22 protein-coding genes and 1 pseudogene are annotated in these 25,194 nt (G+C 60.3%); 14 read left to right on the top strand and 9 right to left on the bottom strand.

Annotated elements, in window-relative coordinates:
• Positions 1 to 41 precede the first annotated feature (41 nt).
• The 4 genes from L0U82_RS31980 to L0U82_RS31965 all read left to right on the top strand — a co-directional run bounded on the left by L0U82_RS31980 (position 42) and on the right by L0U82_RS31965 (position 4,637).
• Positions 42 to 1,148, top strand: coding sequence for an ABC transporter ATP-binding protein (locus L0U82_RS31980; RefSeq protein ID WP_233837248.1), 1,107 nt, complete (start codon positions 42 to 44; stop codon positions 1,146 to 1,148).
• Between the two features lie 156 nt (positions 1,149 to 1,304).
• A complete protein-coding gene (locus L0U82_RS31975; RefSeq protein ID WP_233837247.1) occupies positions 1,305 to 2,354 on the top strand; it encodes an ABC transporter substrate-binding protein in 1,050 nt (349 codons plus the stop codon).
• A gap of 106 nt (positions 2,355 to 2,460) precedes the next feature.
• Entirely contained in the window at positions 2,461 to 3,738 is a 1,278-nt protein-coding gene (locus L0U82_RS31970) for an ABC transporter permease (protein WP_233837246.1), read from the top strand.
• 59 nt (positions 3,739 to 3,797) lie between these two features.
• Positions 3,798 to 4,637, top strand: coding sequence for an ABC transporter permease (locus L0U82_RS31965; RefSeq protein ID WP_233837244.1), 840 nt, complete (start codon positions 3,798 to 3,800; stop codon positions 4,635 to 4,637).
• Between the two features lie 236 nt (positions 4,638 to 4,873).
• Here L0U82_RS31965 and L0U82_RS31960 read toward each other — a convergent pair whose 3' ends face one another.
• Both L0U82_RS31960 and L0U82_RS31955 read right to left on the bottom strand, forming a co-directional pair.
• Entirely contained in the window at positions 4,874 to 5,872 is a 999-nt protein-coding gene (locus L0U82_RS31960) for a Crp/Fnr family transcriptional regulator (RefSeq protein WP_233837243.1), read from the bottom strand.
• A 561-nt stretch (positions 5,873 to 6,433) separates the two neighbouring features.
• Positions 6,434 to 6,739 (bottom strand): hypothetical protein, encoded by a 306-nt coding sequence (locus L0U82_RS31955; protein ID WP_233837242.1) that lies wholly within the window; start codon positions 6,737 to 6,739, stop codon positions 6,434 to 6,436.
• Positions 6,740 to 6,959: 220 nt separating this feature from the next.
• Between L0U82_RS31955 and L0U82_RS31950 the strand changes: the two genes are divergently transcribed.
• From L0U82_RS31950 to L0U82_RS40025, 3 genes are all read left to right on the top strand, one after another.
• Complete coding sequence (locus L0U82_RS31950; protein WP_233828879.1) at positions 6,960 to 8,120, top strand: IS30 family transposase; 1,161 nt, start codon at positions 6,960 to 6,962, stop codon at positions 8,118 to 8,120.
• 801 nt (positions 8,121 to 8,921) lie between these two features.
• Entirely contained in the window at positions 8,922 to 9,134 is a 213-nt protein-coding gene (locus tag L0U82_RS31945) for a hypothetical protein (RefSeq protein ID WP_233837241.1), read from the top strand.
• 99 nt (positions 9,135 to 9,233) lie between these two features.
• Entirely contained in the window at positions 9,234 to 9,545 is a 312-nt protein-coding gene (locus tag L0U82_RS40025) for a transposase (RefSeq protein ID WP_442793688.1), read from the top strand.
• 117 nt (positions 9,546 to 9,662) lie between these two features.
• Here the strand turns inward: L0U82_RS40025 and L0U82_RS31940 are convergent.
• The 7 genes and pseudogenes from L0U82_RS31940 to L0U82_RS31910 form a co-directional block, all read right to left on the bottom strand.
• Positions 9,663 to 10,149, bottom strand: a pseudogene (locus tag L0U82_RS31940) (DDE-type integrase/transposase/recombinase); the annotation flags it as partial.
• Between the two features lie 146 nt (positions 10,150 to 10,295).
• Positions 10,296 to 13,013: an aconitate hydratase AcnA gene (acnA, locus tag L0U82_RS31935; RefSeq protein ID WP_233837240.1), complete on the bottom strand. Its 2,718-nt coding sequence runs from the start codon at positions 13,011 to 13,013 to the stop codon at positions 10,296 to 10,298.
• 42 nt (positions 13,014 to 13,055) lie between these two features.
• Complete coding sequence (locus L0U82_RS31930; RefSeq protein WP_233837239.1) at positions 13,056 to 14,507, bottom strand: bifunctional 2-methylcitrate dehydratase/aconitate hydratase; 1,452 nt, start codon at positions 14,505 to 14,507, stop codon at positions 13,056 to 13,058.
• Between the two features lie 24 nt (positions 14,508 to 14,531).
• Positions 14,532 to 15,053, bottom strand: coding sequence for a hypothetical protein (locus L0U82_RS31925; RefSeq protein ID WP_233837238.1), 522 nt, complete (start codon positions 15,051 to 15,053; stop codon positions 14,532 to 14,534).
• 100 nt (positions 15,054 to 15,153) lie between these two features.
• A complete protein-coding gene (prpC, locus tag L0U82_RS31920) occupies positions 15,154 to 16,341 on the bottom strand; it encodes a bifunctional 2-methylcitrate synthase/citrate synthase (protein ID WP_233837236.1) in 1,188 nt (395 codons plus the stop codon).
• A 64-nt stretch (positions 16,342 to 16,405) separates the two neighbouring features.
• Complete coding sequence (locus tag L0U82_RS31915; RefSeq protein ID WP_233837235.1) at positions 16,406 to 17,422, bottom strand: HpcH/HpaI aldolase/citrate lyase family protein; 1,017 nt, start codon at positions 17,420 to 17,422, stop codon at positions 16,406 to 16,408.
• Between the two features lie 205 nt (positions 17,423 to 17,627).
• Positions 17,628 to 18,611, bottom strand: coding sequence for a malate dehydrogenase (locus L0U82_RS31910; RefSeq protein ID WP_233837234.1), 984 nt, complete (start codon positions 18,609 to 18,611; stop codon positions 17,628 to 17,630).
• A 509-nt stretch (positions 18,612 to 19,120) separates the two neighbouring features.
• On the opposite strand from L0U82_RS31910, the gene L0U82_RS31905 reads away from it, so the two are divergent.
• The 7 genes from L0U82_RS31905 (at position 19,121) to gltA (ending at position 25,106) form a co-directional block, all read left to right on the top strand.
• The gene (locus tag L0U82_RS31905) at positions 19,121 to 19,921 is read left to right on the top strand and encodes a GntR family transcriptional regulator (RefSeq protein WP_233837233.1); all 801 of its coding nucleotides are present in this window, start codon (positions 19,121 to 19,123) and stop codon (positions 19,919 to 19,921) included.
• Between the two features lie 160 nt (positions 19,922 to 20,081).
• Positions 20,082 to 20,498 (top strand): succinate dehydrogenase, cytochrome b556 subunit, encoded by a 417-nt coding sequence (sdhC, locus tag L0U82_RS31900; protein WP_233837232.1) that lies wholly within the window; start codon positions 20,082 to 20,084, stop codon positions 20,496 to 20,498.
• A 3-nt stretch (positions 20,499 to 20,501) separates the two neighbouring features.
• On the top strand, positions 20,502 to 20,870 hold the full coding sequence (gene sdhD, locus L0U82_RS31895) for a succinate dehydrogenase, hydrophobic membrane anchor protein (protein ID WP_233837231.1): 369 nt from the start codon (positions 20,502 to 20,504) through the stop codon (positions 20,868 to 20,870).
• A gap of 4 nt (positions 20,871 to 20,874) precedes the next feature.
• Complete coding sequence (gene sdhA, locus L0U82_RS31890) at positions 20,875 to 22,650, top strand: succinate dehydrogenase flavoprotein subunit (RefSeq protein ID WP_233837230.1); 1,776 nt, start codon at positions 20,875 to 20,877, stop codon at positions 22,648 to 22,650.
• 24 nt (positions 22,651 to 22,674) lie between these two features.
• A complete protein-coding gene (locus L0U82_RS31885; RefSeq protein WP_233837228.1) occupies positions 22,675 to 23,379 on the top strand; it encodes a succinate dehydrogenase iron-sulfur subunit in 705 nt (234 codons plus the stop codon).
• An 80-nt stretch (positions 23,380 to 23,459) separates the two neighbouring features.
• The gene (locus L0U82_RS31880) at positions 23,460 to 23,732 is read left to right on the top strand and encodes an FAD assembly factor SdhE (RefSeq protein WP_233837226.1); all 273 of its coding nucleotides are present in this window, start codon (positions 23,460 to 23,462) and stop codon (positions 23,730 to 23,732) included.
• A gap of 72 nt (positions 23,733 to 23,804) precedes the next feature.
• Positions 23,805 to 25,106 carry a citrate synthase gene (gltA, locus tag L0U82_RS31875; RefSeq protein WP_233837224.1) on the top strand — a complete coding sequence of 434 codons (1,302 nt, stop codon included), beginning with the start codon at positions 23,805 to 23,807 and terminating at the stop codon, positions 25,104 to 25,106.
• Positions 25,107 to 25,194: the final 88 nt, after the last annotated feature.

Here is a 25,194-nt window from a genome sequence, read left to right as displayed (position 1 = left end):
CATTTCGCCTGCGAAAGCTGTCAGACAGAGGAGACGAAGCTATGAAAACCGATGACGTGATCGTCAGCTTTCGGGGCGTGCGCAAGACCTACGACGGCGAAACGCTGGTCGTCAAACAGCTCGATCTGGATATCTACCAGGGCGAATTCCTGACGTTGCTCGGGCCGTCCGGCTCGGGCAAGACCACCTGTCTGATGATGCTGGCGGGTTTCGAATTCCCGACCGGCGGCGAGATCTGGCTCGACGGCCAGTTGCTGAACAACGTGCCGCCGCACAAGCGCAACATCGGCATGGTGTTTCAGAACTACGCGCTGTTTCCGCATCTGACGGTCGAACAGAACGTTGCGTATCCATTGACCGTGCGCAAGCTTCCCGCCGATGAACGCGCGCAGCGCGTGAACAACGCGCTGAAAATGGTGCGCATGGAGAGCTTTGCGAAGCGTTATCCGGCGCAACTGTCTGGCGGCCAGCAGCAGCGCATCGCGCTCGCGCGGGCGCTCGTGTTCGAGCCGAAGCTCGTGCTGATGGACGAGCCGCTCGGCGCGCTCGATAAACAGTTGCGCGAGCACATGCAGTACGAACTCAAGTCGCTGCACGAAAAGCTCGGCGTCACGTTTGTCTACGTCACGCACGACCAGGGCGAAGCGCTGACGATGTCCGACCGCGTCGCGGTATTCGACAAGGGCATCGTGCAACAACTCGATACCGTTGACAGCCTGTACGAATCGCCGTGCAACGAGTTCGTCGCGAACTTCATCGGCGATAGCAACCGGCTGCGCGGCACGATTGCGAACGTCGACGGCGAGTATTGCGAATTCCATCTGAGCGACGGCACGCGCCTGACGGGCCGCAACATCGGCGGCGCGCGCGCGGGCTCGCCGGCGGTCGCGTGTATCCGGCCCGAGCGGATGAAGCTCGCCAACGGCGTCGCGCGGCCGGGTGCCAATGCGCTCGCCGGCGAGGCGCGCGGGCTCATCTATTTCGGCGATCACGTGCGCATGCGTTGCGGCGTGCGGCAACAGGACGAGTGCTTCGTCAAGGTGCCGCTCGGCACCCACGTACTCGATACCTTCGCGCCCGGTGCACCGGTCGCGCTGGAGTTTGCACCCGAGCATTTACGCGTGTTCGCAGGGCTTGAGGCAGCTTGAGGCAGGCGGGGCAGTGAAGCGTCGCACGCGCGAGGCGGCGGCGCGGTAGTTCAGCGGCATAACAAAGCCGGCAGCGGGCGGCGCTTCACGCACCGCGCGCTGTGCGGCACGACTTACATCGAGACATCACGGACATCACCCAAGGAGAGCCACACCATGAACAAGATCGGGAAATCGCGCTGCGCCATCGCCGTTGCTGCTGTCACGCTCGCGCTGGGCGCCGCGCAGGTTCACGCGGCGGAAATAACGGTCGTCAACTTCGGCGGCGCGAACGGCGACGCGCAGAAGGCCGCGTTCAACCAGCCGTTCGAAGCAGCCACCGGCAACAAGGTGACGGCCGTCGAATACAACGGCGAGCAGGCCAAGGTGAAGGCGATGGTCGAGGCGAAGCACGTGAACTGGGACGTGGTGGAGGTCGAATCGGGCGACATCGGCCGGGGCTGTGATGAGGGGCTGTACGAGAAGCTGGACTGGTCGAAGATCGGCAAGAAGTCGGATCTGATTCCGGATGCGCCGCAAACTTGCGGTGTCGGCTTCTTCGTGTGGTCGACTGCGCTCGCCTATAACGGCGACAAGCTGAAAACCGCGCCGACCGGCTGGGCCGATTTCTGGGACACCAAGAAATTCCCCGGCAAGCGCGCGATGCGCAAGGGCGCGCGCTACAACCTCGAATTCGCGCTGATGGCCGATGGCGTGCCGCCGAAGGATGTCTACAAGGTGCTCGCCACCAAGGAAGGCCAGGACCGCGCGTTCAAGAAGCTCGACGAGCTGAAGCCGAATATCCAGTGGTGGGAAGCGGGCGCGCAGCCGCCGCAGTTTCTGGTGGCGGGCGACGTCGTGATGACGACCGCGTATAACGGCCGCATCGACGCCGCGCAGCGCGAGGGCAAGAACCTGAAGGTCGTGTGGAACGGCAGCATCTACGACCTCGACTACTGGGCGATTCCGAAGGGCTCGCCGAACAAGGCGGTCGCCGAGCAATACATCGCCTATTCGCTGACGTCGAAGCCGCAACAGGACTACGCGCACCACATCGCGTACGGTCCGGTGAACGTGGCGGCGATCAAGTCGCTCGATCCGAAGATTCTCGCGAATCTGCCGAACTCGCCGGAGAACGGCAAGAACGCGGTGCTGCAGAACCTGTCGTTCTGGACCGATCACGGCGATGAACTGGAGCAGCGCTTTTCGTCGTGGGCGTCGAAGTGAAGGGAGCCGGTGCCTGTCGAGGCTTCTGCTAATCGACTCATAGGCTCCTGGTGACAGGGCGCGGCCTCGCGATCACGCGGGCCGCGCCGTATCGAGGAACACCACTGTGACTACGATAACGATCGCCACCGATTCGACGCCTGAATCAAGCAGCCGGCTCAAACGCGAACTGAAGGCCGCCGAGGCGAAAAAGCGCGCGATGGCGCTGCTGCTGATCGCGCCGCTCGCGATTTTCCTGCTGCTGATTTTCGTCGTGCCGATCGGCGCGCTGCTCACGCGCGCCGCGCAGAATCCCGAAGTCGCGAATGCGCTGCCGCATACGCTGCAGGCGCTCAGAGGCTGGGATCGCAAGTCGCCGCCTGCCGACGCCGCGTTTGTTGCGCTCGCCACCGACCTGACCGCGATCGCCGACAGCGACGGCATGGGCGCGCTCGCGCGACGCCTGAACGTCGAGATTCCGGGCTATCGCTCGCTGGTCGCGAAGTCCGCGCACGCGATGCCGTTCGTCGACGACAACAACCAGCCGCTGCATCTGTCGCCGCAGCAGACGCGCGCGAAATTCGTCGAACTCGACGAGCGCTGGAACGATGTCGCGTACTGGCAGGCGATCGCGAAGAATGCGGGCACGCTGTCGCCGTTCTATCTGCTCGCCGCGCTCGATCACAAGCAGGACGCGTTCGGCCGCATCGTGCAGACCGATCCCGATCAACAGATCTATCTGAAGGTATTCAGCCGCACGTTCGTGATCGGCGCGGCCGTTACGCTGTTCACGCTGCTGCTCGGCTATCCGCTCGCGTACTGGATTTCGACGCTGTCCGAGCGCCGCGCGAATCTGGTGATGATCCTCGTGCTGATTCCGTTCTGGACGTCGATCCTCGTGCGCGTCGCCGCGTGGATCGTGATTCTGCAAAGCGAAGGGCTCGTGAACAAGGCGCTGATCGCAAGCGGCCTGCTGCACGATCCGCTTGCGCTGCTGTTCAACCGCACCGGCGTCTATATCTCGATGACGCACATCCTGCTGCCGTTCATGATCCTGCCGCTATACAGCGTGATGAAGTCGATCCCGCCGACCTATCAACGCGCGGCGATCTCGCTCGGCAGCCATCCGTTCGCTGCGTTCTGGCGTGTGTACGTGCCGCAGACTTATCCCGGCGTCGGCGCGGGCGCGCTGCTGGTGTTCATCCTCGCGATCGGCTACTACATCACGCCCGCGCTGCTCGGCGGGCCGAATGATCAGATGGTCAGCTACTACGTCGCGTACTTCACCAACGTGACGATCAACTGGGGGATGGCGTGCGCGCTCGGCGGTCTGCTGCTCGCCGCGACGCTCGTGCTGTACGCGATCTATGGACGCTTTACGCGTTCTTCGCTGAGCCTGGGTTGAGCTTTGGTTGAACTTGATCGAGCCGAAGAAATGAACCGAACCGGACGGAGCACACCGCGATGAAACTTGCCAGGCCCCTGTTCGCACCGCATACGTCGATGGTCGAGCGCGTGTGGTATTTCGCGATGCGCGCGCTGGTCGTGCTGACGCTGCTGTATCTGATCCTGCCGGTGCTCGCGATCGTGCCGCTGTCGTTTTCGTCGAGCACGTTCCTCGTGTATCCGATTCCGGGCTGGTCGCTGCGCTGGTATCAGAACCTCGTCGCGTCCGAAGAATGGCGGATGGCCGCGAAAAACAGCTTTATCGTCGCGCCGTCGGCGACGGTAGTTGCAACCGTGCTCGGCACGCTCGCGGCGATCGGTCTCACGAAGGCGAACTTTCGCGGCAAGGCGCTGCTGATGGCGGTGCTGATTTCGCCGATGATCGTGCCGGTCGTGGTGGTCGGCGTCGGCATGTATCTGTTCTTCGCACCGCTTGGGCTCGCGAATACGTATATCGGGCTGATTCTCGCGCATGCGTCGCTCGGCGTGCCGTTCGTCGTGACGACGGTTGCGGCCACGTTGCAGGGCTTCAACTACAACCTTGTGCGCGCGAGTTTGTCGCTCGGCGCGAATCCGGTGAAGACGTTCTTCCGCATCACGTTGCCGGTGATTGCGCCGGGGGTGATTTCAGGTGCGTTGTTCGCGTTCGCGACCTCGTTCGATGAAGTCGTCGTTACGCTGTTTCTCGCGGGCGCGGATCAGACTACGTTGCCGCGGCAGATGTTTACCGGAATCCGCGAGAACATTAGCCCGACGATTGCGGCGCTGGCGACGATTCTGATCGTGTTCTCGACTTGTTTGCTGCTGGCGCTGGAGTGGTTGAGGGGGAGGAATGCGGCGCGGGCGGTGCGGGGGTGAGGTAGATGGTGGACATGAAAAAATGAAAAAAGTCTTTGCGGGTTTTCGGAGAGTTTGCCGCGGATAGGCTGTAGCCGGTCACCTCGAGCGAGAAACCTGCGATAAATCAGACCTGATCGAATAAGAGATTGACTGTATCCGTCAAATCCGCCCGCATGCGGAACCTGTTCCCAGTCGCACGCTGACGTGCGGCTCTCTTTGTCTTCTGACGTATAGACGGAAAGCTAGGGGAATCGTCAAGCCGGCATCAGGAGGCGCTTATATTCGTTCTTCAACGAGGCATAGCATTGGCACGCGCTGTCGTTGATATACGAATGATCGATCACCTTGATAACCCCCGGGCGATATCGAACAACGCCATCCTGGTCCATTTTTTTGAGTTCTTCGACAGCTTGTGCACCATGCGTGCCAAGTATGCGCGGGAAGACCTTTTTGCTCGCGTGAATTTCTGTCGAATCCAGGTGATCAAGTGTCTGGAGCATCCATCTGCATAATTGCTCGCGGGGAGAGTGACGGTGAGCGCATACCGCGATCTGGGCCATTTGCGTCATTAACATCTGGGCGTATCGCATGATCAGGCTCTGGAGAGCTACCGTACTGGCAAGCTCACGCCGTAGCACATCGACGCTGAGCTGATATGCAAAGCCGGCGCTCTGTACCACGACTTGATTCGATGCATGTGGCTCGCCCATGCACGCAGAGAAACCCATCAGTCCTTCGTTGGCCACAAGTGCAACGCCGAGCGACTCGCCCGCTGGTGTCAGACGGAAGATCGCGAAGATCGCTGTTGTCGGCAGATAGACGGTCTCAATACGCTCGCCCTGGTGATACACGACCTGGCCGAGCGTCATCTCGACAGGCCTGAGGTGCTTTCGCAGGCGTACAAGTTCTGAATCGGGTAGCGAGTCCAGCATCCAGTTGCTGCCCGCGAAACGTTCCGAGGTCTGAGATCGATGTGACGGTGAGTTTTGTTGCTGAATACCTCGTGCTACTCGCGCGGCCAGTTCGAGGTGTTGACTGATCAGCGAACTGCGGTCTCTATCCGGCAGAAGGCTCAGCACGGCGGATCGGACATCATCTTGGCCGAGCACGTCAAGCATGCGAAGTTTCGCCAGGGTGCCTAGATCGCTCTTGCCAGTGCGCCACGCGGAGATTTGTGAACGCGTGAGATTGAGTGCTTCTGCAAGCTGGGCGTCGCTGCTTAGGCCGGCCAACGCTTTGACGTTGTCAAACAATGTATACCAGTCACGCACGGTTATCAAATGGCACAAGTGGCTTCAATTGCCTCAAGTTTCGCACATTTGCAGCGAAGCATTCGAAAAGCAGCAGAACTCTTTTTGATTCCGGCGATATTCATATCACAGATGGGCCGACGATCCCGTTTGATGGGAAGCTTACAACCGGAATCCGGCTGTTTTCCGACATCTGGCCAATAGGCTATATGCGCTTATCCGATTAGGGCGAGGCATCATGTCCAAACTGACAAGACGGCTATCATGAGGATCAGGGACAGAAAAAATGCAAGGATCACGCCGATCCAGATCAGGAGATCGTCAAATGTCGCATCTGCGGCGTTTTTCTTGAGGGGGTCCTTACAAAAAAGCATGCGAAGACGCTGCGTTTTCAGAAGCAACCATGTCCACGTCGATTTCGACAATTATTCCATCCGCGGGCTTGCGAGCCCGAGTGCGCAGAATGTTTCGTGAAGGCGGGACCGGTAGCGATAATGGACTCGACTTTGCGCCGAGCGCAGCCCAGGTTCCAGACACGGGCGGCCAGCTCGTGAAATGCTTGGCTTACTCCGCAGCGGTCTGGCCTGGATCTTCCAGCGTGTCGCTAAGGAGCGAACCTCTTGCCTGTTTGACCGGAAACAAAATCTGGATGATCCGCGTCAGTTGATGTGCGCAGTTCTGCGCTTCCTCGGGCGCGTTTATCTCCATGGTCTCGAGTAGTGTCACGAAGACAGGAAGGAACGCGTCTATAGTCGGTGTCTCGCGCGCGCGCCCCCGCAGATATTCGCGATACCCGAACAGATCCTGCAAGAATGTGATTTGGCAGGCTGCAAACTGTTCGCCGTCGAGAGGCTGAGAACGGGAGATCAATTTCCTCTCCTCAGCCAGCGAAGGCGGAAGGCAGAACCGTGCAAGAGCTCCACTCAAACGAAGCCTCCCAGGGACGATACCGCTTGGGACGCCGTTCGTTCAAGAGCCACGCTTTTGAATAACAACATGCTTGGTCTGTTGACGAATGAACGCAAAGCACGACGGATTCAACCGGTCGATGCAACACCTAGAATCTGCGTGAGCAGCGGAGGAGTTGCAAATGAAACAGCGACCGAGAATTTATTACTCCGAGACCCAGAAAGCGCTGATGTGGGACCGATGGCGCAAGGGCGATACGATTCATCAGATTGCCAAACTGTTTGATCGGGGCCATTCTTCGATTCAGCGAATACTATCGGAGAACGGTGGCATCCAGCCGCCGCAAAGGCACCGTGCGCCACAGGCATTGACGCTCGCGGAGCGCGAGGAGATTTCCCGTTCACTGGTGTCCGGATTGTCGATCCGGTCAATAGCAGCCAGGCTGGGACGCGCCCCTTCCACTATAAGTCGTGAGTTGCAGCGCAACGGGGGCAGCCAGGGCTATCGGGCAAGCCAGGCGGATGCGATCGCGTGGCAGCGGGCACGACGGCCGAAGGTTTGCAAACTTATGCGAAACCAGACGCTGGCGCGAGTTGTCGCTGCAAAGCTGAAGTTGCAGTGGTCCCCTGAGCAGATTGCCGGTTGGCTCAGGCATGCTTATGCGGTCAACAAGGACTATCTGGTGTCGCACGAGACAATCTACCGGAGCCTCTATATTCAAGCTCGTGGTGCCCTGAAAAAAGAACTGCTTGAGCACTTGCGACGCTTTCGAACCATGCGCCGATCCCGTCATCACACACTGAAAACTGAGGGTCGCACGAACATTCGCGACGCCGTGTCGATCAGTGAACGCCCCGCGACGGCGGAGGATCGCGCAATACCTGGGCACTGGGAAGGTGACTTGCTGTATGGCAACGCGACGAGCCAGATTGCAACTCTCGTCGAACGTCAAAGTCGATTCGTGATGCTGGTAAAAGTGCCCAGCAAGGATTCTGCGGCTGTGGTCGACGCGCTGATACGACACGCCAGCAAACTCCCGAGAGAACTCTATAGATCGCTGACGTGGGACAGGGGATCGGAAATGGCGGAGCACCACCGCTTTAGCGTTGCAACCGACATTGAGGTCTATTTCTGCGACCCACATCATCCCTGGCAACGCGGTTCGAACGAAAATACGAATGGGCTTCTGAGGCAATACTTCCCCAAGGGTACTGATCTGTCTGCTTACTCACAGGCCGGACTGGATGCCGTCGCCAGGCGGCTCAACGAACGTCCCCGAAAAACACTAGACTTCGATACGCCGGCTGAGCGATTTAACCAAATCGTTGCATCGACCGGTTGAATCCGCCAGTATTTCATGCCGCTTTCTTCAAGTCAAATGTATTTGACAAACCGCAGAACGCCTAAGCGTCATGCGGCATTCGTACCGGGTTGGGTAGTTCATCACATAGGGCGAGTACCTGAGGCGAACTATCGAAGGTTGCTGCGGTCGGGGAGTCATTTCCTTCTCCTTCCGTTCAGAGCTTTGTGGCAGCCTTCGCGTTGCAGACGAATGGTCGTCTGGCTAAGGGCACGCGAGTGCTGCCCACTCTTTGTATTAAGCTCGCCAGAAGGGGGATGACGATTGATTTGAATCAACGATATCAACTGTTATCGCGTCATCTCGTCTGCACACCACAACACCGACTCGCGGATTTTCGTTTGACTCATGTCCGAATCGCTACGGTGATCCGATCATTGGCGACCTCTTTGCACGGGCCGCGGGGTCAGTGGAAGCAGATCGGCTGGAGTAAGGATCTCGACTGCGACCGCTTGGCTCGCTAGAACCGTTCCAGTTACACGCGCACAACGGATTTTCTCGAAGCGCTACGTATTTTTAAATGCTCACAGATTGATCTATGTCAAATATATTTGACGAACATCAAGCCCCGTGAAATACTGAATTCCTGTCGAGGATCGGAGCGCGATCGCGTGTCGACGCGATGAGCAGCATTGCGAAGGCGAGAACGTGATCGTTTTTGCGAATGAGAATCGACGAAGTTTTTGAGCGAATGTTTGCTCGACTGGTCTCGCGCTAAGAGCCTGTTCGAGCTGGCTCTTCATGAGGCTGTCCGTCCATATTCATCCGCATTTGAATAGTGACATGGAAGAAGTGCTGAATACTCGTGAAAGGTCCAAATCTGAATGTATGCGCACTCGTTCGATGCTTGCTGGTCGTCGCCAGCATCGTCAGATGAACGACCGCCTATCTGCCGTTTCTTCAGACAGTGATCGTCTCTGGCGAACACTAATTTGGACCATCGTTTTGCCCCTTATGGTGATCGAAATCCTGTTTTTTTTAAGCATCTGGATATAACTTGTCGCTGAGGTTGCGGAAGCTGCGATATTGCTACAGCGACACATCGCAAGTTCATCGTCATCGGGTTTTCTAAACTTGGACTCACCGATCAACTGTATGAATGAGCGCACTTATATTTCCGACGAGGCTTGGCAAAAAATAGCTCATCTCTTTCCTCATGATGAGGTGCAGCGTTCCGGCCGCCCACGTAGGCATCCTCGCAGCGTGCTTGAGGGAATTCTCTGGATTTTGACGAATAATGAGCGATGGCATCGCCTCCCGACTCACTATCCACCAGCACAGACCTGCTATATCAAGTACTTGCAGTGGAGGAAAATTGGCGTCATGTGTGAAGTACTTGTTTTGCTGGAACTTGAAAGTTGTGAAATCGCTAAGGCCCGGATAGTTGATCAAACAATTAGGATCTAGCGCAAATTTGGCTTGGACGTTGAACGTCCGCTAGCGCGAACGACCGCCCCGGTTTGAGCGGCTTTGTCGCGGTAGGGATCGATGGTCGAGCGAGATGGATACGCCAAGTCCAACTTGTATTGCGAGGTCGAAAAATTGATCAGCGGCTGACGGATGGGGTTCCCGAGCGCACGTCATCTTTCCTTTCGCGAGCATGTGCATCAGTTCGATTCCCGCCAGGCGAATTCGGGCACAATGAAAAGTCTTGACCCAATACGATTCCTGTTCGTAGCTTGATCGCACGATGGTCCTGCTCGACCAGATTGTTGGGATATCTCGACTGGCGGATATTGATGGATGTTTCACGATTGACATTGATCTCTTCGAGCGCGGTGCGAGGGGCACCGCTTTTGTCGATGATCACCGGTTCAGGCGCGCCATTTTGCGCGATTGATTTCTCAAAGTACCGCCGAGCTGCAGTCTTGTCCCGATGCGCGAGCTGCGGAAAGTCGATGGCGCTGCCTTCCATCTCCACGACCCTATAAAGATATCGCCATCCGCCTTTGACGCGAATATACGTCGTGTCCATGCGCCAGGTCTTTCTAATCGGGCGCTTGCGCACGCGAAGCACTCGGGGGGCCGCCGGATTCGACATCTTTATCGAGCCGACCATAAAAAAAGCCCGACCGAAGTCGGGCTTCAAAGTCGGCTGCGCCCTCCACAGGACGCAGCCCCTGCAAAGCAGCAAGGCCGCTTGCGTTGCGGCCAGGCTTAAGCAGCCAGCAGCGAACGCAGCACGAACGGCAGAATCCCGCCGTGCTTGTAGTAGTCGACTTCGATCGGCGTATCGACACGCAGCAGCACCTGCACGCGCTTCTCGCTGCCGTCCTTGCCGTGGATCACCAGCGTGACGTCCTGTTGCGGCTTGAAGTCGTCGCCGAGGCCTTCGATGTCGTACGTTTCTTCGCCGGTGATGCCGAGCGACTGGATGCTGTCCGAGCCCTTGAACTGCAGCGGCAGAACGCCCATGCCGACCAGGTTCGAACGGTGGATCCGCTCGAAGCTGCGTGCGACCACGACCTTCACGCCCAGCAGTTGCGTGCCCTTCGCGGCCCAGTCGCGCGACGAGCCCGTGCCGTACTCTTCGCCCGCGAACACGACGGTCGGCGTGCCGGCGTCGATGTACTTCATCGCTGCGTCGTAAATCGACAGCTGTTCGCCGCTCGGCTGATGAATCGTCAGGCCGCCTTCAACGCGCGTGCCGTCCGCCTTCGCCGGGATCATCAGGTTCTTGACGCGGACGTTCGCGAACGTGCCGCGCATCATCACGTCGTGGTTGCCGCGGCGCGAGCCGTAGCTATTGAAGTCGGCCTTCTGCACGCCGTTTTCCTTCAGCCACTTGCCTGCCGGCGAGTCTTCCTTGATCGAGCCCGCCGGGCTGATGTGGTCGGTCGTCACCGAGTCACCGAAGATGCCCAGTGCGCGCGCGCCCTTGACCTGTTCGATGCTGGTGGCCGGCGTCATCGAGAAGTCCTTGCCGAAGAACGGCGGCTCGGCGATGTAGGTCGACTTCGGCCAGTCGTAGACCTGACCTTCCTCGCCCTCGATCTTGCTCCACAGGTCACCCTTCTTCGTGAGCTGCGAGTAGTTCTTGCGGAACACGTCGGCATCCATCGCGTACTTCAGCAGCGCGTTGACTTCGTCGCTGGTCGGCCAGATGTCGCCCAGGTAGATGTCCTTGCCGCCCTTGCCCTTGCCGACCGGCTCGGTCATCAGGTCGCGCGTGATGTTGCCGGCGATCGCGTAGGCGACGACCAGCGGCGGCGACGCGAGGAAGTTCGCGCGCAGGTTCGGGTGAATACGCGCTTCGAAGTTACGGTTGCCCGACAGCACCGCTGCCGCGACGATGTCGTTCTTCGTGATCGCTTCGTTCAGTTCCGGCGTCAGATCGCCCGCGTTACCGATACAGGTCGTGCAACCGTAAGCGGCCAGCGTGAAGCCGAGCTTGTCGAGGTACTTCAGCAGGTCGGTCTTCGTCAGGTACTCGGTGACGATACGCGATCCCGGAGCCAGCGACGTCTTGATGTGCGGAGCGACCGTCAGGCCGGCTTCGACAGCCTTCTTCGCGAGCAGACCGGCGGCCAGCAGCACGCTCGGGTTCGACGTGTTCGTGCACGACGTGATCGCGGCGATCAGGATGTCGCCGTTCTTCACGTCGACGCCGTTGCTCGTCGTGTAGGTTGCATCGAGGTCCGCCGGCTTCTTCGCGAAACCGTTTTCAGCGACCGGCTTCGAGAACAGGTCGGAGAAGGTCGACTTCACATTGCCGATTTCGATGCGGTCTTGCGGACGCTTCGGACCTGCCAGCGACGGCGCGACCGTGCCCAGATCGAGCGTGACGACCTTCGTGTAGTCGATGTCGCCATCGGCCGGGATGCCGAACAGCTCCTGCGCCTTGAAGTAGTTTTCGAACGCGGAGATTTCTGCGTCCGTGCGGCCCGTGCCGTGGAAGAAGTCGATGGTCTTTTCGTCGACCGGGAAGAAGCCCATCGTCGCGCCGTATTCCGGCGCCATGTTGCCGATCGTCGCGCGGTCCGGCACCGACAGCGAACGCGTGCCTTCGCCGAAGAACTCGACGAACTTGCCGACAACCTTTTCCTTACGCAGCAGTTCGGTGATCGTCAGCACGAGGTCGGTCGCAGTCACGCCTTCGCGCAGCTTGCCCTTCAGGTTCACGCCGACGACGTCCGGCGTCAGGAAGTACACCGGCTGGCCGAGCATGCCGGCTTCCGCTTCGATGCCGCCCACGCCCCAGCCGACCACGCCGATGCCGTTGATCATCGTGGTGTGGCTGTCGGTGCCGACCAGCGAATCCGGGTAGTACACGGTGTCCGCGCCGTCAGCCTTCTTGTGCACGCCGCGTGCGAGGTATTCGAGGTTCACCTGGTGAACGATACCGACGCCCGGCGGCACGACCTTGAACGTGTCGAACGCCTGCATGCCCCACTTCATGAACTGGTAGCGCTCGTTATTGCGCTGGAATTCCAGCTTCATGTTCAGGTCGAGCGCGCCCTTCTCGCGGAAGTGGTCGATCTGCACCGAGTGGTCGACGACGAGATCGACCGGCACCAGCGGCTCGATCGACTTCGGGTTCTTGCCGACGGCCTTTGCGACGCCGCGCATTGCAGCGATGTCGGCGAGCAGCGGCACGCCGGTGAAGTCCTGCAGCACGACGCGCGACACGACGAACGGGATTTCGTCGACGCGCGATGCGGTCGGCTTCCAGTTCGCGAGTTGCGTGATGTGTTCTTCGGCGATCTTCTTGCCGTCGTAGTTACGCAGCACCGATTCCAGCACGATACGGATCGAAACCGGCAGGCGGTCGATCTTGAGGTTCAGTGCCTTGCCGAGTTGCGGCAGGGAGTAGAACTTGCCTTTGCCGGAACCGCTGTCGAATTCCTTGAGCGTTTTGTGGAGGTTGTGGGCCATGGTGTTTTCCTTGGTTTGGATCGCGGAACTACAGTACTTAACCTAGATGACGTACAGATCGACGTATTCATTGACCGGCATTGCTTCGAGCCTCGCCTGATCGAGCGACACGTCGAGAATCGCCAGTTGCTGCTTGACCGGAAAGCGCCGCGCGAGGTTGGTCCTGAACTTCTCGACCAGCAACGGGATACCGTCCTCGCGACGGCGCTTATGACCGATCGGGTATTCGACTACGACTTCATCGAATGTCGACCCGTCGTTGAATTCGATCGTCAGTGCATTGGCGATCGAACGCTTCTCCGGGTCGTGATAATCCTTCGTGAACTGCGGGTCTTCGACGCATTCCATCTTGGCGCGCAGCGTGTCGATACGTGCGTCCTGCGCGACTGAATCTTCGTAATCGGCGGCGGTCAGGCGGCCGTGAATCAGCGGCACCGCGATCATGTACTGGATGCAATGATCGCGATCGGCCGGATTGTTCAGCGGGCCTTTTTTATCGATGATGCGGATTGCCGCTTCGTGCGTGCGAATCGTGATGCGGCGAATGTCTTCGACGCGCTTGCCCGCCGCGTTCAATTGTGCATGCAGTGCGAGCGCCGCTTCGGCAGCGGTCTGCGCGTGGAATTCGGCCGGAAACGAAATCTTGAACAACACGTTTTCCATCACGTACGAGCCGTACGGACGCTGGAACTGGAACGCGTTGCCGTTGAACAGTACGTCGTAGAAGCCCCACGTTTTCGCGGTGAGCACCGACGGATAGCCCATCTCGCCGGTCTTCGAAATCAGCGCGAGGCGGACCGCGCGCGAGGTCGCGTCGCCGGCGGCCCACGATTTGCGCGAGCCCGTGTTCGGTGCATGGCGGTAGGTGCGCAGCGCCTGCCCATCGACGAGCGCCTGCGATACCGCGTTGATCAGCTCGTCGCGCGTGAGGCCGATCATCTGGCCGGCCACCGCGGTCGAAGCGAGCTTGACGAGCAGCACGTGATCGAGGCCGACCTTGTTGAACGAGTTCTCGAGCGCGATGCAGCCTTGAATTTCGTGCGCCTTGATCATCGCGATCAGGACGTCTTGCATCGTCAGCGGCGCTTTGCCTGCTGCGATGGCGGTGCGTGAAAGCCAGTCGGCCGTTGCGAGAATCGCGCCCAGGTTATCCGACGGATGGCCCCATTCGGCGGCGAGCCAGGTGTCATTGAAGTCGAGCCAGCGGATCATCGCGCCGATGTTGAAGGCGGCCTGAACCGGGTCCAGCTGGAACGACGTGCCCGGCACCTTCGCGCCGTTGGGGACGATCGTGCCCGGCACGATCGGTCCCATCAGCTTGGTGCAGGCCGGGTAGGTGAGCGCTTCGAGTCCGCAACCAAGCGTGTCGATCAGGCAATGACGCGCGGTTTCCAGCGCGAGTGCGCTGTCGATCCGGTAATCCAGCACGTAGTCGACGATGTCGACCAGGACGGAGTCCGGGGCGGGTCGTACGTTGGAGATCGGAGCAGACATCGGGGAGCGTTCCTGATGGCGGGATCAGTTGCTGGTCTTGTTGATCGCGTTCGATTGCGTTGCAGCCGGCGCGCCTTGTTCCATCGCAGCCGTCTTGCACTCGTCGGCGAGACGCGAGCTGTCCTTGTCCTGGAACAGCATGGCCTTGGTCGGGATCACGACCAGATCCATACCGGTGGCGGCGTCGTGGAAACGGTCCGCGCCGGTCGTGGTGGTTTCACGCGGCAGGTTGTAGTTCTTGTCCGCCCAGTGAACCGTGACGATCTGGTCACGCTTCATGTCGCCTTTCATTTCGAAAGCAAGGCCATCCTTGCAGGACCACTTTTCCGAGCCTTCCGGAACCGGATCGACCTTCGCTTCCTTCGCCGGATTCGGCTTGCGCTTGATCAGGCGGCGCGGTTCCGGACGCTTGGCGACAGCCTTCTTCGCAACCGGCTTTTTCGCGGTCGTGGTGGTGGCCGTGTCCGCTGCGGCGGCGTCAGTCGCGACGGACAGCATCGTCGTGGACAGGGCGCCGATCACAGCGGCGATCATCAGCTTTTTCATGGAGAAAACCTTTCTATCTGAAATCAGTGAGCAGTGCGCGGACGACCGGTCCGGCGGCCGCGCGGGGTGAACTGCACGCGCTATGGAGCGCGCAGCGCCGCTATTTTCTCCTATTTAGCGGCACGAACTTTAAATTCTCGGGTCCGGTGTAATTCGCGCTCGGACGGATGATCTTGTTGTCGATGCGCTGCTCGATGATGTGCGCGCTCCAGCCGGCTGTGCGCGCGATCACGAAGACCGGCGTGAACATCGCGGTCGGGACGCCCATCATGTGATACGACACCGCGCTGAACCAGTCCAGATTCGGAAACATCTTCTTCGCGTCCCACATCACCGATTCGAGACGTTCGGCGATCGAGAACAGCTTCGTGTTGCCCGCGTCCTTCGACAGCTTCTTCGCGACGTCCTTGATCACCTTGTTGCGCGGATCGGAGATCGTGTACACCGGGTGGCCGAAGCCGATCACGACTTCCTTGTTTTCCACGCGGCGACGGATATCGGCTTCTGCTTCGTCGGGCGTCTGGTAGCGCGACTGGATCTCGAACGCGACCTCGTTCGCGCCGCCGTGCTTCGGGCCGCGCAGCGCGCCGATCGCGCCGGTGATCGCCGAATACATGTCCGAGCCCGTGCCCGCGATCACGCGGCCGGTGAACGTCGATGCGTTGAATTCATGCTCGGCATACAGGTTCAGCGACACGTGCATCGCGTCGACCCACGACTTCGACGGCTCCACGCCGTGCAGCAGATGCAGGAAGTGGCCGCCGATCGAATCGTCGTCGGTTTCGACCTCGATGCGCTTGCCGTTGTGCGAGTAGTGATACCAGTACAGCAGCATCGAGCCGAGCGAAGCCATCAGTTTGTCGGCGATATCGCGCGCGCCAGGCAGATTGTGGTCGTCCTTCTCGGGCAGCACGGTGCCGAGCGCGGACACGCCGGTGCGCATCACGTCCATTGGGTGCGCGGCGGCCGGGATCCATTCGAGTACGGCCTTCACGTTCGCGGGCAGGCCGCGCAGCGCTTTCAGTTTGGTTTTGTAAGCGCCCAGTTCGGCCTGGTTCGGCAGCTTGCCGTGCACCAGCAGATAAGCGATTTCCTCGAATTCGCACGCGCCGGCGATATCGAGAATGTCGTAGCCACGGTAATGCAGATCGTTGCCGGTCTTGCCGACCGTGCACAGCGCGGTGTTGCCCGCGGTCACGCCGGACAGCGCGACGGATTTCTTCGGTTTGAAGCCGCTTTGCGTTTCGTTGCCGTCTGCTGCGCCAGTGGCTTTCGTCGTCTCGCTCATCTTCCGCCTTCTCCTGTGTGCTGGCTCATCCGCGGGTTTGTGGCCGCCGTTTGCCCCACGCCGTTCATGCCACGGACTGTCCGTTAGTACCTACTTTCGCAAAGAGCGGCGCCGCTTCCCGCGGTACGGCGCGCCCCGTAGCTTGCGCGCGACGCAGCACCGACCAGTAATAGCGATAACTCGCACGATCGTGCAGCGTATCGCCGTAACGTGTCGGCCCCCATTGCGCGGACTGCGCGGCCAACAGGATTTCGGTGGCCGTCGTGATTTCTTCGTCACGCGGCGCGAACGCGGCGACGATCGCCTCGATCTGCGCCGGGTGGATGCTCCACATCCGCGTATAGCCGAATTCGTTGCGGGCGCGCTGTGCGTCGTTCGCGACCACGCTCATGTCGCGCACTTCGGTGCTGACGTTGTGCGACGGCACCTTGCCGTAAGCATGGCAGGCCGCCGAGATTTCGAGCTTCGCGCGCCGCACCAGCGGATGGTCGAACTGGCCCGGCGAGCGCATCGCGGTATCGGGAATCGCACCGTCGTGCGCGGACACGAAATCCATCAGGCCGAAGCTCAGCGCTTCGACGCCCGGCAGTGCGGCGAGGTCGAACACGCGCGTGAGCGCACCGTGGGTTTCGACCAGCAGTTGCACCGGCACCGGTTGCGCGATGCCGAGCTCGCGCCGCGTCGCCTCGATGAACGCGATCATTTCGGCGGCATCGGGCACGTTGCGGATTTTCGGCAGCGTGATGTAAGCAGGTGCTCGCTTCGCGGCGCGCAGTATCAGGCGCACGTCGTCGCGCCAGTGCGCGTGAGCAAAGTCGTGGATCCGCACGCCGACGCGGCCGAAGCGGTCATGCTCGCTGCCCAGCAGCGACGCGACCAGTTCCGCGTGTTCGGCCTCGCGGCCGACCTGAGCGCCGTCTTCGCAATCGAGCGTGATGTCGAACACCGGGCCGAGTTGCTGCTGCAACGCGAGCGACTTCAGCATCAGCTTTTCGCTGCCGGCGTAGTGATCGCAGGCAGGCAGCACAGCAGGCGGCGCTTCGCCGTCAAACAGCACTTCGGCGGGTGTCAGAACGCGCATCTTCGGCGTGTGGGGCGTGGGTGAGGATTAGAGAAAACCGGATCCGGACGTGCTCTGCGTGAGCGCCGTCGGGCAACGGCAAAACACGTTCGGATCAGATGCGAATTGCCGTCTTTCAACCGCAATTCGCCTGGCAATTCGCACGAAAAAAACCGGAACCCGCCGCGATACCGCTTCGGAGTTCCGGTTCTTCCGCATCGAGTGCTTAGCCCAGCAGATGTTGAACGCCGTCGCGCTCTTCGAGCAGTTCCTGCAGCGTGCCGTCCATCTTTTCGCGCGAGAACGCGTCGATTGCCAGACCTTCGACGCGCTTGTACTCGCCGTTTTCGCACGTGACCGGCACGCCGTAGATGATGTCTTCCGGAATGCCGTACGAGCCGTCCGACGGAATGCCCATCGTGACCCACTTGCCGTTCGTGCCCAGAACCCAGTCACGCACGTGGTCGATCGCAGCGTTAGCTGCCGAAGCCGCCGACGACAGGCCGCGCGCTTCGATGATCGCCGCGCCGCGCTTGCCGACGGTCGGGATGAACGTGTTGCGGTTCCATTCTTCGTCGTTGATCAGCTTGGTCAGGTCCTGACCTTCTGCCGTGGCGACGCGGAAGTCCGGGTACATGGTCGGCGAGTGGTTGCCCCACACGGCCAGCTTTTCGATCGAAGCGACCGGCTTGCCCGACTTGGCGGCCAGTTGCGACAGCGCGCGGTTGTGGTCCAGACGCAGCATGGCCGTGAAGTTCTTCTTCGGCAGATCCGGAGCCGACTTCATCGCGATGTACGCGTTCGTGTTGGCCGGGTTGCCGACCACCAGCACCTTCACGTCGCGGCTGGCGACTTCGTTCAGCGCCTTGCCCTGAACCGTGAAGATTTCGGCGTTGGCCGACAGCAGATCCTTACGCTCCATACCCTTCGAACGCGGACGCGCGCCGACGAGCAGAGCGATGTCGGCGTCCTTGAACGCGACCTTCGGGTCGTCCGTGATCACGACGCCCGACAGCAGCGGGAATGCGCAATCATCCAGTTCCATCACGACGCCTTTGACGGCGGCTTGCGCTTGCGGCAGATCGAGCAGCTGCAGGACCACCGGCTGGTCCTTGCCGAGCAGATCGCCATTGGCGATGCGGAACAGCAGGGAGTAAGCGATTTGACCTGCGGCGCCGGTGACGGCAACACGCTTTGCGGGCTTAGCCATTGAGAAATCTCCAGGACGATGCGTTAGACGCTAGGAAAAACGCCATTCTATATGCGCGTTCAGCGTAGCGTTATGAAACACGGCGGAATTCACTGCACGATTCGCGTGCGGTCCGGTATAGGCCGGAAACCGGGCGGCGCGCCGCGGCAAGACCGCCATGCCGGAAACCTGTACTGCCGAGCGGGACGGGACGGCGATGCCGAGGGCGCCGCTGCATGATGCCGACTCCTGCAAACAGCGCGTTTCGGCAAGCGTCCTGGCCAGTGAATACAACGGATGGCGGCGAATCGAAACCTGAACTGCGGAAGAAGCGGCATGGTGCAGAGTGGCTGCCAGAGCGTCGCGGCACTGCAACAAACAGTGCCCGAAAAACCCCGCAAACCCTTGCTCGACAAGGAGTGTAGGAGTCGGCAAAGACAAAGTCAACAGTATCTTATGTCTTATATAAGACACATCTATTGCGGGGAAAACCCTAGACGTGCCCCAGCCCTTTATGATGAAATGCGCGGATGAATTCGAACCCGGCGAATCCTGTGAATCCGAATGGCCAGGGGGCCGCGGGCGAAGGTGTATCCGTCATCGCTCCTGCCGCGTCGCCTACTTTCAGCCCCTTATATCAGCAGATCAAAGGGCTGATCACGCAAGGCCTCGAAAGCGGCGAATGGAAGCCGGGCGAGATCATTCCCAGTGAAGTCGAACTGGCGGCACGCTACAAGGTGAGCCAAGGTACGGTGCGCAAGGCGATCGACGAACTTGCCGCCGATAATCTGCTGGTGCGCCGTCAGGGCAAGGGCACTTTCGTTGCAACGCACAATGAAGAGCGCGCGCAGTTCCGCTTCCTGAGGCTGCTCGCCGACGACGGCGCCGAGCATCCGCACGTGAGCCAGCTGCTCGAATGCCGGCGGCTGCGTGCATCGGCCGAGATCGCCCGGCAACTCGATCTGAAGCCGGCCGATCCTGTCGTACTGATCAAGCGTCTGCTGCAGTTCGACGGCGAAGTCACCGTGCTCGACGAAATCTGGCTGCCCGGCGCCGTGTTCCGCGGGCTCACGCTCGAGCGGCTGTCGGAGTACAAGGGGCCTCTCTACGCGATGTTCGAGACGGAATTCGGCACCCGCATGATTCGCGCGACGGAAAAGATCCGCGCGGTTGCCGCGGAGCCCTCCGTGGCGGACCTGCTGCGGGTGCCGGCGGGTTTTCCGCTGCTGTCGGTCGACCGCGTGTCCTATACCTATGGGGATCGGCCTGTCGAAGTCCGACGAGGTTGGTATGTCACAACCGGGTATTACTATCAGAACGATCTGAGCTGAATCGGGCTGAAACGAGGCGCGGCGTCCCACACGCGTGCCCGTCAGGTAGATGGTGCTTTATTGCTCGTGCCGCAATGGACCAGCAGTGGTTTTCGCTGCAGCGCGATATAAAAAGGCGCTAAAATTGCGGATTAGTGTGACTACATAGTAGGGGTCTAGCATGGCAGAAGCCGTAAAAAAACCGAGGCCGGAATTCCGGAACATCGGTATTGGGCAAATATTGACGGCGTACCGTCTCCCGCTAGCGGGGCGCGTGTCGATTTTGCATCGCGCTAGCGGTGCCTTGTTGTTTGTTTTCCTTCCGTTCCTGCTGTACCTCTTCGATCAAAGCCTGACTTCCGAACTTAGCTTCGAAGTTTTCAAGGCCTTCCTCTCCAACATCATCGTCAAGCTGATCACGCTCGTTCTGGCGTGGGCTTTCCTGTTCCACTTCTGCGCCGGCGTCCGTCACCTTGTGATGGATACCAACCACGATGCGGTGTCGAAGGAGAAGGGCAAGTCGACCTCCGTCGTCGTGTTCGTCGTGTCGTCGCTGCTCACCATCGCATTCGCGGCAAAACTGTTCGGAGCATTCTAAAAAATGTCAGCCAATAACCGAATCGGTTCGAAGCGTCTCGTCGTCGGCGCGCACTACGGTCTGCGCGACTGGCTCGCGCAACGCATCACCGCCTGCATCATGGCGATCTACACGGTGATCCTGCTCGTGTGGTTCTTTGCCGGGCGCAACTTCTCGTACGACGGCTGGGCAGCGATCTTCGCAACCCAGTGGATGAAGCTCGCGACGTTCGTCACGCTTCTGTCGCTGTTCTATCACGCGTGGGTCGGTATTCGCGACATCTGGATGGACTACGTGAAGCCCGTTGGCACCCGCCTCGCCCTTCAGGCGCTGACGATCGTCTGGCTGCTCGCATGTGCGGGCTACGCCGCGCAGATTCTGTGGAGAGTATAAAAGAATGGTTGCAATCAAGAATTCTCTGCCGCGTCGCCGCTTCGACGTGGTCATCGTCGGCGCGGGCGGCTCGGGGATGCGCGCGTCGCTGCAACTCGCGCGCGCCGGTCTGTCGGTCTGCGTGCTGTCCAAAGTGTTCCCGACGCGTTCGCACACGGTGGCTGCCCAGGGCGGCATCGGCGCTTCGCTCGGCAACATGAGCGAAGACAACTGGCACTATCACTTCTACGACACGATCAAGGGCTCCGACTGGCTCGGCGACCAGGACGCGATCGAGTTCATGTGCCGTGAAGCACCGAACGCCGTCTACGAACTCGAACACTTCGGCATGCCGTTCGACCGTAACGCGGACGGCACGATCTATCAGCGCCCGTTCGGCGGCCACACCGCCAACTACGGCGAAAAGCCGGTGCAACGCGCCTGCGCGGCGGCTGACCGTACCGGTCACGCGCTGCTGCACACGCTGTATCAGCAGAACGTCGCGGCCAAGACGCAGTTCTTCGTCGAATGGATGGCGCTGGACCTGATCCGCGACGCCGACGGCGACGTGCTCGGCGTGACCGCGCTGGAAATGGAAACCGGCGACGTCTACATCCTCGAAGGCAAGACCACGCTGTTCGCCACGGGCGGCGCGGGCCGGATCTTCGCGGCATCCACCAACGCGTTCATCAACACCGGTGACGGCCTCGGCATGGCGGCACGCTCGGGTGTCGCGCTGCAGGACATGGAATTCTGGCAATTCCACCCGACCGGCGTGGCCGGCGCGGGCGTGCTGATTACCGAAGGCGTGCGCGGCGAAGGCGGCATTCTGCGCAACTCGAACGGCGAGCGTTTCATGGAGCGCTACGCGCCGACGCTGAAGGATCTGGCGCCGCGCGACTTCGTTTCGCGTTCGATGGACCAGGAAATCAAGGAAGGCCGCGGCGTGGGTCCGAACAAGGATCACGTGCTGCTCGACCTGTCGCACATCGGCGCCGAGACGATCATGAAGCGTCTGCCGTCGATCCGCGAAATCGCGCTGAAGTTCGCGAACGTCGACTGCATTAAAGAGCCGATCCCGGTTATCCCGACCATTCACTACCAGATGGGCGGTATCCCGACCAATATCCACGGTCAGGTCGTCGGTACGCCGAGCGGCCACGAAGAAGTGGTCAACGGTTTCTACGCAGTGGGCGAATGCTCGTGCGTGTCGGTGCACGGCGCGAACCGTCTCGGCACGAACTCGCTGCTCGACCTCGTGGTGTTCGGCCGCGCAGCCGGCAACCACATCGTCAAGCACGTGAAGGAACTGAAAGAACACAAGCCGCTGCCGGCCGATGCCGCCGACTTCGCGCTGTCGCGTCTGGCGAAGCTGGACAACTCGTCGTCGGGCGAGTACGCGCAATCGGTCGCGAACGACATCCGCGGCACGATGCAGAAGCACGCTGGCGTGTTCCGTACGTCGGCCCTGCTGTCGGAAGGCGTCGAAGCGATCCGCGAAGTGGCTGCGCGCGTCGACAACATCCATCTGAAGGACAAGTCGAAGGTCTTCAACACGGCCCGTGTCGAAGCGCTCGAAGTGGCGAACCTGATCGAAGTGGCGCGCGCCACGATGGTCTCCGCCGAAGCGCGCAAGGAAAGCCGTGGCGCGCACGCGCACAACGACTTCGAACATCGCGACGACGAAAACTGGCTGCGCCATACGCTGTGGTTCAGCGAAAGCGATCGCCTCGACTACAAGCCGGTTCACATGCAACCGCTGACCGTCGAATCGGTGCCGCCGAAAGCGCGTACCTTCTAAGGCACAAGTCAAAGGAATTCAGAAATGGCCAAGCGTACATTTGAAATTTACCGCTACGACCCGGATAAGGACGCGGCACCGCGCATGCAGACGTACGAGATCGATATCGACTCGCACGAGCGCATGCTGCTCGACGCGCTCGTCAAGCTCAAGGCAGTGGACGAAACCTTGTCGTTCCGCCGCTCGTGCCGCGAAGGCGTGTGCGGTTCGGACGCAATGAACATCAACGGCAAGAACGGTCTTGCGTGCCTGACGAACCTGAACGACCTGCCGCAGAAGATCGTGCTGCGTCCGCTGCCGGGCCTGCCCGTCGTGCGTGACCTGATCTGCGACTTCACGCAGTTCTTCAACCAGTACCACTCGATCAAGCCGTACCTGATCAACGACACGCCGCCGCCGGAAAAAGAGCGTCTGCAGTCGCCGGAAGAGCGCGACGAGCTCGACGGCCTGTACGAATGTATTCTGTGCGCGAGCTGCTCGACGTCGTGCCCGAGCTTCTGGTGGAATCCGGACAAGTTCGTCGGCCCGGCCGGTCTGCTGCAAGCCTATCGCTTCATCGCCGACAGCCGCGATCAGGCGACCGGTGAGCGTCTCGATAACCTGGAAGATCCGTACCGTCTGTTCCGTTGCCACACGATCATGAATTGCGTCGACGTTTGCCCGAAGGGCCTGAACCCGACCAAGGCTATCGGCAAGATCAAGGAATTGATGGTTCGCCGCACTGTCTAGGATGAATAGCCCGGTGCTCCCGGCGTTGGCTGTTTCCCGAGAGGGCGGCCAATCGCTGGGAGTGGCCGGACGCTACTGACATGAACGAAACATCGCATCAGTCCGACCCCCTCCGCCGCGCGCGTCTTCGTTGGCGCTCCCGGCGGGGCCTGCTGGAAAACGATCTGATTTTCGAGCGTTTTTTCAGCCGATATGAGCATGACCTCAGCGATGCCGACGTGGGCGCTCTCACACGTCTGCTCGAGCTGAGCGATAACGACCTGATGGACCTGCTGCTCGTGCGCACGGAACCAGAGGGCGATCTTGCCGACCCGGACGTGATTCGGGTCCTGGAGTTGCTGCGCCACGCTTGAGCGCCGCCAGTCCGTTGTTGCAGGCGTGCAATTATCGAAACCCTGTATCCATACTTCGATTGAGGATGTGCTATGACCCCGTCAGATGTTAAAGCCACGCTATCGTTCAGCGACAATTCGCCGAGCGTCGAAATGCCGATTTACAAGGGCACGATTGGCCCGGACGTAATCGACATTCGCAAACTGTACGGCCAGACCGGCAAGTTCACGTACGATCCGGGCTTCATGTCGACGGCGTCGTGCAATTCGGCGATCACCTACATCGACGGCGACAAGGGCGAGCTGCTGTATCGCGGCTTCCCGATCGACAACCTCGCGCAGAACGCCGACTTCCTCGAAACCTGCTATCTGCTGCTGAACGGCGAACTGCCGAATGCCGCGCAGAAGGAAGAGTTCGTGAACACCGTCACGAAGCACACGATGGTGCACGAGCAGATGCAGTTCTTCTTCCGCGGTTTCCGCCGCGATGCGCACCCGATGGCGATTCTGGTCGCCGCGGTCGGCGCGCTGTCCGCGTTCTATCACGACTCGCTCGACATCACCAATCCGCGTCACCGCGAAGTGTCGGCGATCCGCATGATCGCGAAGCTGCCGACGCTGGTCGCAATGGCGTACAAGTACAGCATCGGCCAGCCGTTCGTGTATCCGAAGAACGACCTGTCGTATAGCGCGAACTTCATGCGCATGATGTTCTCGAATCCGTGCGAAGAGTATGAGGTCAACGACGTGCTGGTGCGCGCGCTCGACCGCATCCTGATCCTGCACGCCGACCACGAGCAGAACGCATCGACGTCGACCGTGCGTCTGGCCGGTTCGTCGGGTGCGAATCCGTTCGCGTGTATCGCGGCCGGTATCGCATGTCTGTGGGGCCCGGCGCACGGTGGTGCGAACGAAGCCGCGCTGAACATGCTGGAAGAAATCGGCTCGGTCGACAACATTCCTGAGTTCATCAAGCAGGTCAAGGACAAGAACTCGGGCGTGAAGCTGATGGGCTTCGGTCACCGCGTGTACAAGAACTACGATCCGCGTGCGAAGCTGATGCGCGAGACCTGCCACGAAGTGCTCGAAGAACTGGGTCTGCACGACGACCCGCTGTTCAAGCTCGCAATGGCACTCGAAAAGATCGCACTCGAAGACGAATACTTCGTGTCGCGTAAGCTGTACCCGAACGTCGACTTCTACTCGGGTATCGTGCAGCGTGCACTGGGCATCCCGACGTCGATGTTCACGTGTATCTTCGCGATGGCACGTACGGTCGGCTGGATCGCGCAATGGAACGAAATGATCGCTGATCCCGAGCAGAAGATTGGCCGTCCGCGCCAGTTGTTCATCGGCGAGACGCTGCGTGAAGCGAAGCCGATTGCACAGCGTTAATCGGGTTCATCCGCGCAAGTTCGATTCGCGTGGTTCGTTGCTGTAGCTTGCCGCGAACCACTGCGATATCCGACTGAAAAAAACGCCC

The organism is Paraburkholderia sp. ZP32-5, from assembly GCF_021390495.1.
Lineage (GTDB): Bacteria > Pseudomonadota > Gammaproteobacteria > Burkholderiales > Burkholderiaceae > Paraburkholderia.
Note: the sequence above shows the minus strand (reverse complement) of the source record. Positions and strands in the feature narration are given on the sequence as shown.

Excerpts from the sequence above, each read along its gene's own strand:
- L0U82_RS31915 (WP_233837235.1), bottom strand. The coding sequence starts at position 17,422 with ATGCGCGTTCTGACACCCGCCGAAGTGCTGTTTGACGGCGAAGCGCCG.
- L0U82_RS40025 (WP_442793688.1), top strand. The coding sequence starts at position 9,234 with ATGAATGAGCGCACTTATATTTCCGACGAGGCTTGGCAAAAAATAGCT.
- L0U82_RS31925 (WP_233837238.1), bottom strand. The coding sequence starts at position 15,053 with ATGAAAAAGCTGATGATCGCCGCTGTGATCGGCGCCCTGTCCACGACG.
- L0U82_RS31880 (WP_233837226.1), top strand. The coding sequence starts at position 23,460 with ATGAACGAAACATCGCATCAGTCCGACCCCCTCCGCCGCGCGCGTCTT.
- prpC (WP_233837236.1), bottom strand. The coding sequence starts at position 16,341 with ATGAGCGAGACGACGAAAGCCACTGGCGCAGCAGACGGCAACGAAACG.
- L0U82_RS31930 (WP_233837239.1), bottom strand. The coding sequence starts at position 14,507 with ATGTCTGCTCCGATCTCCAACGTACGACCCGCCCCGGACTCCGTCCTG.
- sdhA (WP_233837230.1), top strand. The coding sequence starts at position 20,875 with ATGGTTGCAATCAAGAATTCTCTGCCGCGTCGCCGCTTCGACGTGGTC.
- L0U82_RS31885 (WP_233837228.1), top strand. The coding sequence starts at position 22,675 with ATGGCCAAGCGTACATTTGAAATTTACCGCTACGACCCGGATAAGGAC.
- gltA (WP_233837224.1), top strand. The coding sequence starts at position 23,805 with ATGACCCCGTCAGATGTTAAAGCCACGCTATCGTTCAGCGACAATTCG.
- L0U82_RS31905 (WP_233837233.1), top strand. The coding sequence starts at position 19,121 with ATGAATTCGAACCCGGCGAATCCTGTGAATCCGAATGGCCAGGGGGCC.
- L0U82_RS31980 (WP_233837248.1), top strand. The coding sequence starts at position 42 with ATGAAAACCGATGACGTGATCGTCAGCTTTCGGGGCGTGCGCAAGACC.
- sdhD (WP_233837231.1), top strand. The coding sequence starts at position 20,502 with ATGTCAGCCAATAACCGAATCGGTTCGAAGCGTCTCGTCGTCGGCGCG.
- acnA (WP_233837240.1), bottom strand. The coding sequence starts at position 13,013 with ATGGCCCACAACCTCCACAAAACGCTCAAGGAATTCGACAGCGGTTCC.
- sdhC (WP_233837232.1), top strand. The coding sequence starts at position 20,082 with ATGGCAGAAGCCGTAAAAAAACCGAGGCCGGAATTCCGGAACATCGGT.
- L0U82_RS31965 (WP_233837244.1), top strand. The coding sequence starts at position 3,798 with ATGAAACTTGCCAGGCCCCTGTTCGCACCGCATACGTCGATGGTCGAG.
- L0U82_RS31945 (WP_233837241.1), top strand. The coding sequence starts at position 8,922 with ATGGAAGAAGTGCTGAATACTCGTGAAAGGTCCAAATCTGAATGTATG.
- L0U82_RS31910 (WP_233837234.1), bottom strand. The coding sequence starts at position 18,611 with ATGGCTAAGCCCGCAAAGCGTGTTGCCGTCACCGGCGCCGCAGGTCAA.
- L0U82_RS31975 (WP_233837247.1), top strand. The coding sequence starts at position 1,305 with ATGAACAAGATCGGGAAATCGCGCTGCGCCATCGCCGTTGCTGCTGTC.
- L0U82_RS31950 (WP_233828879.1), top strand. The coding sequence starts at position 6,960 with ATGAAACAGCGACCGAGAATTTATTACTCCGAGACCCAGAAAGCGCTG.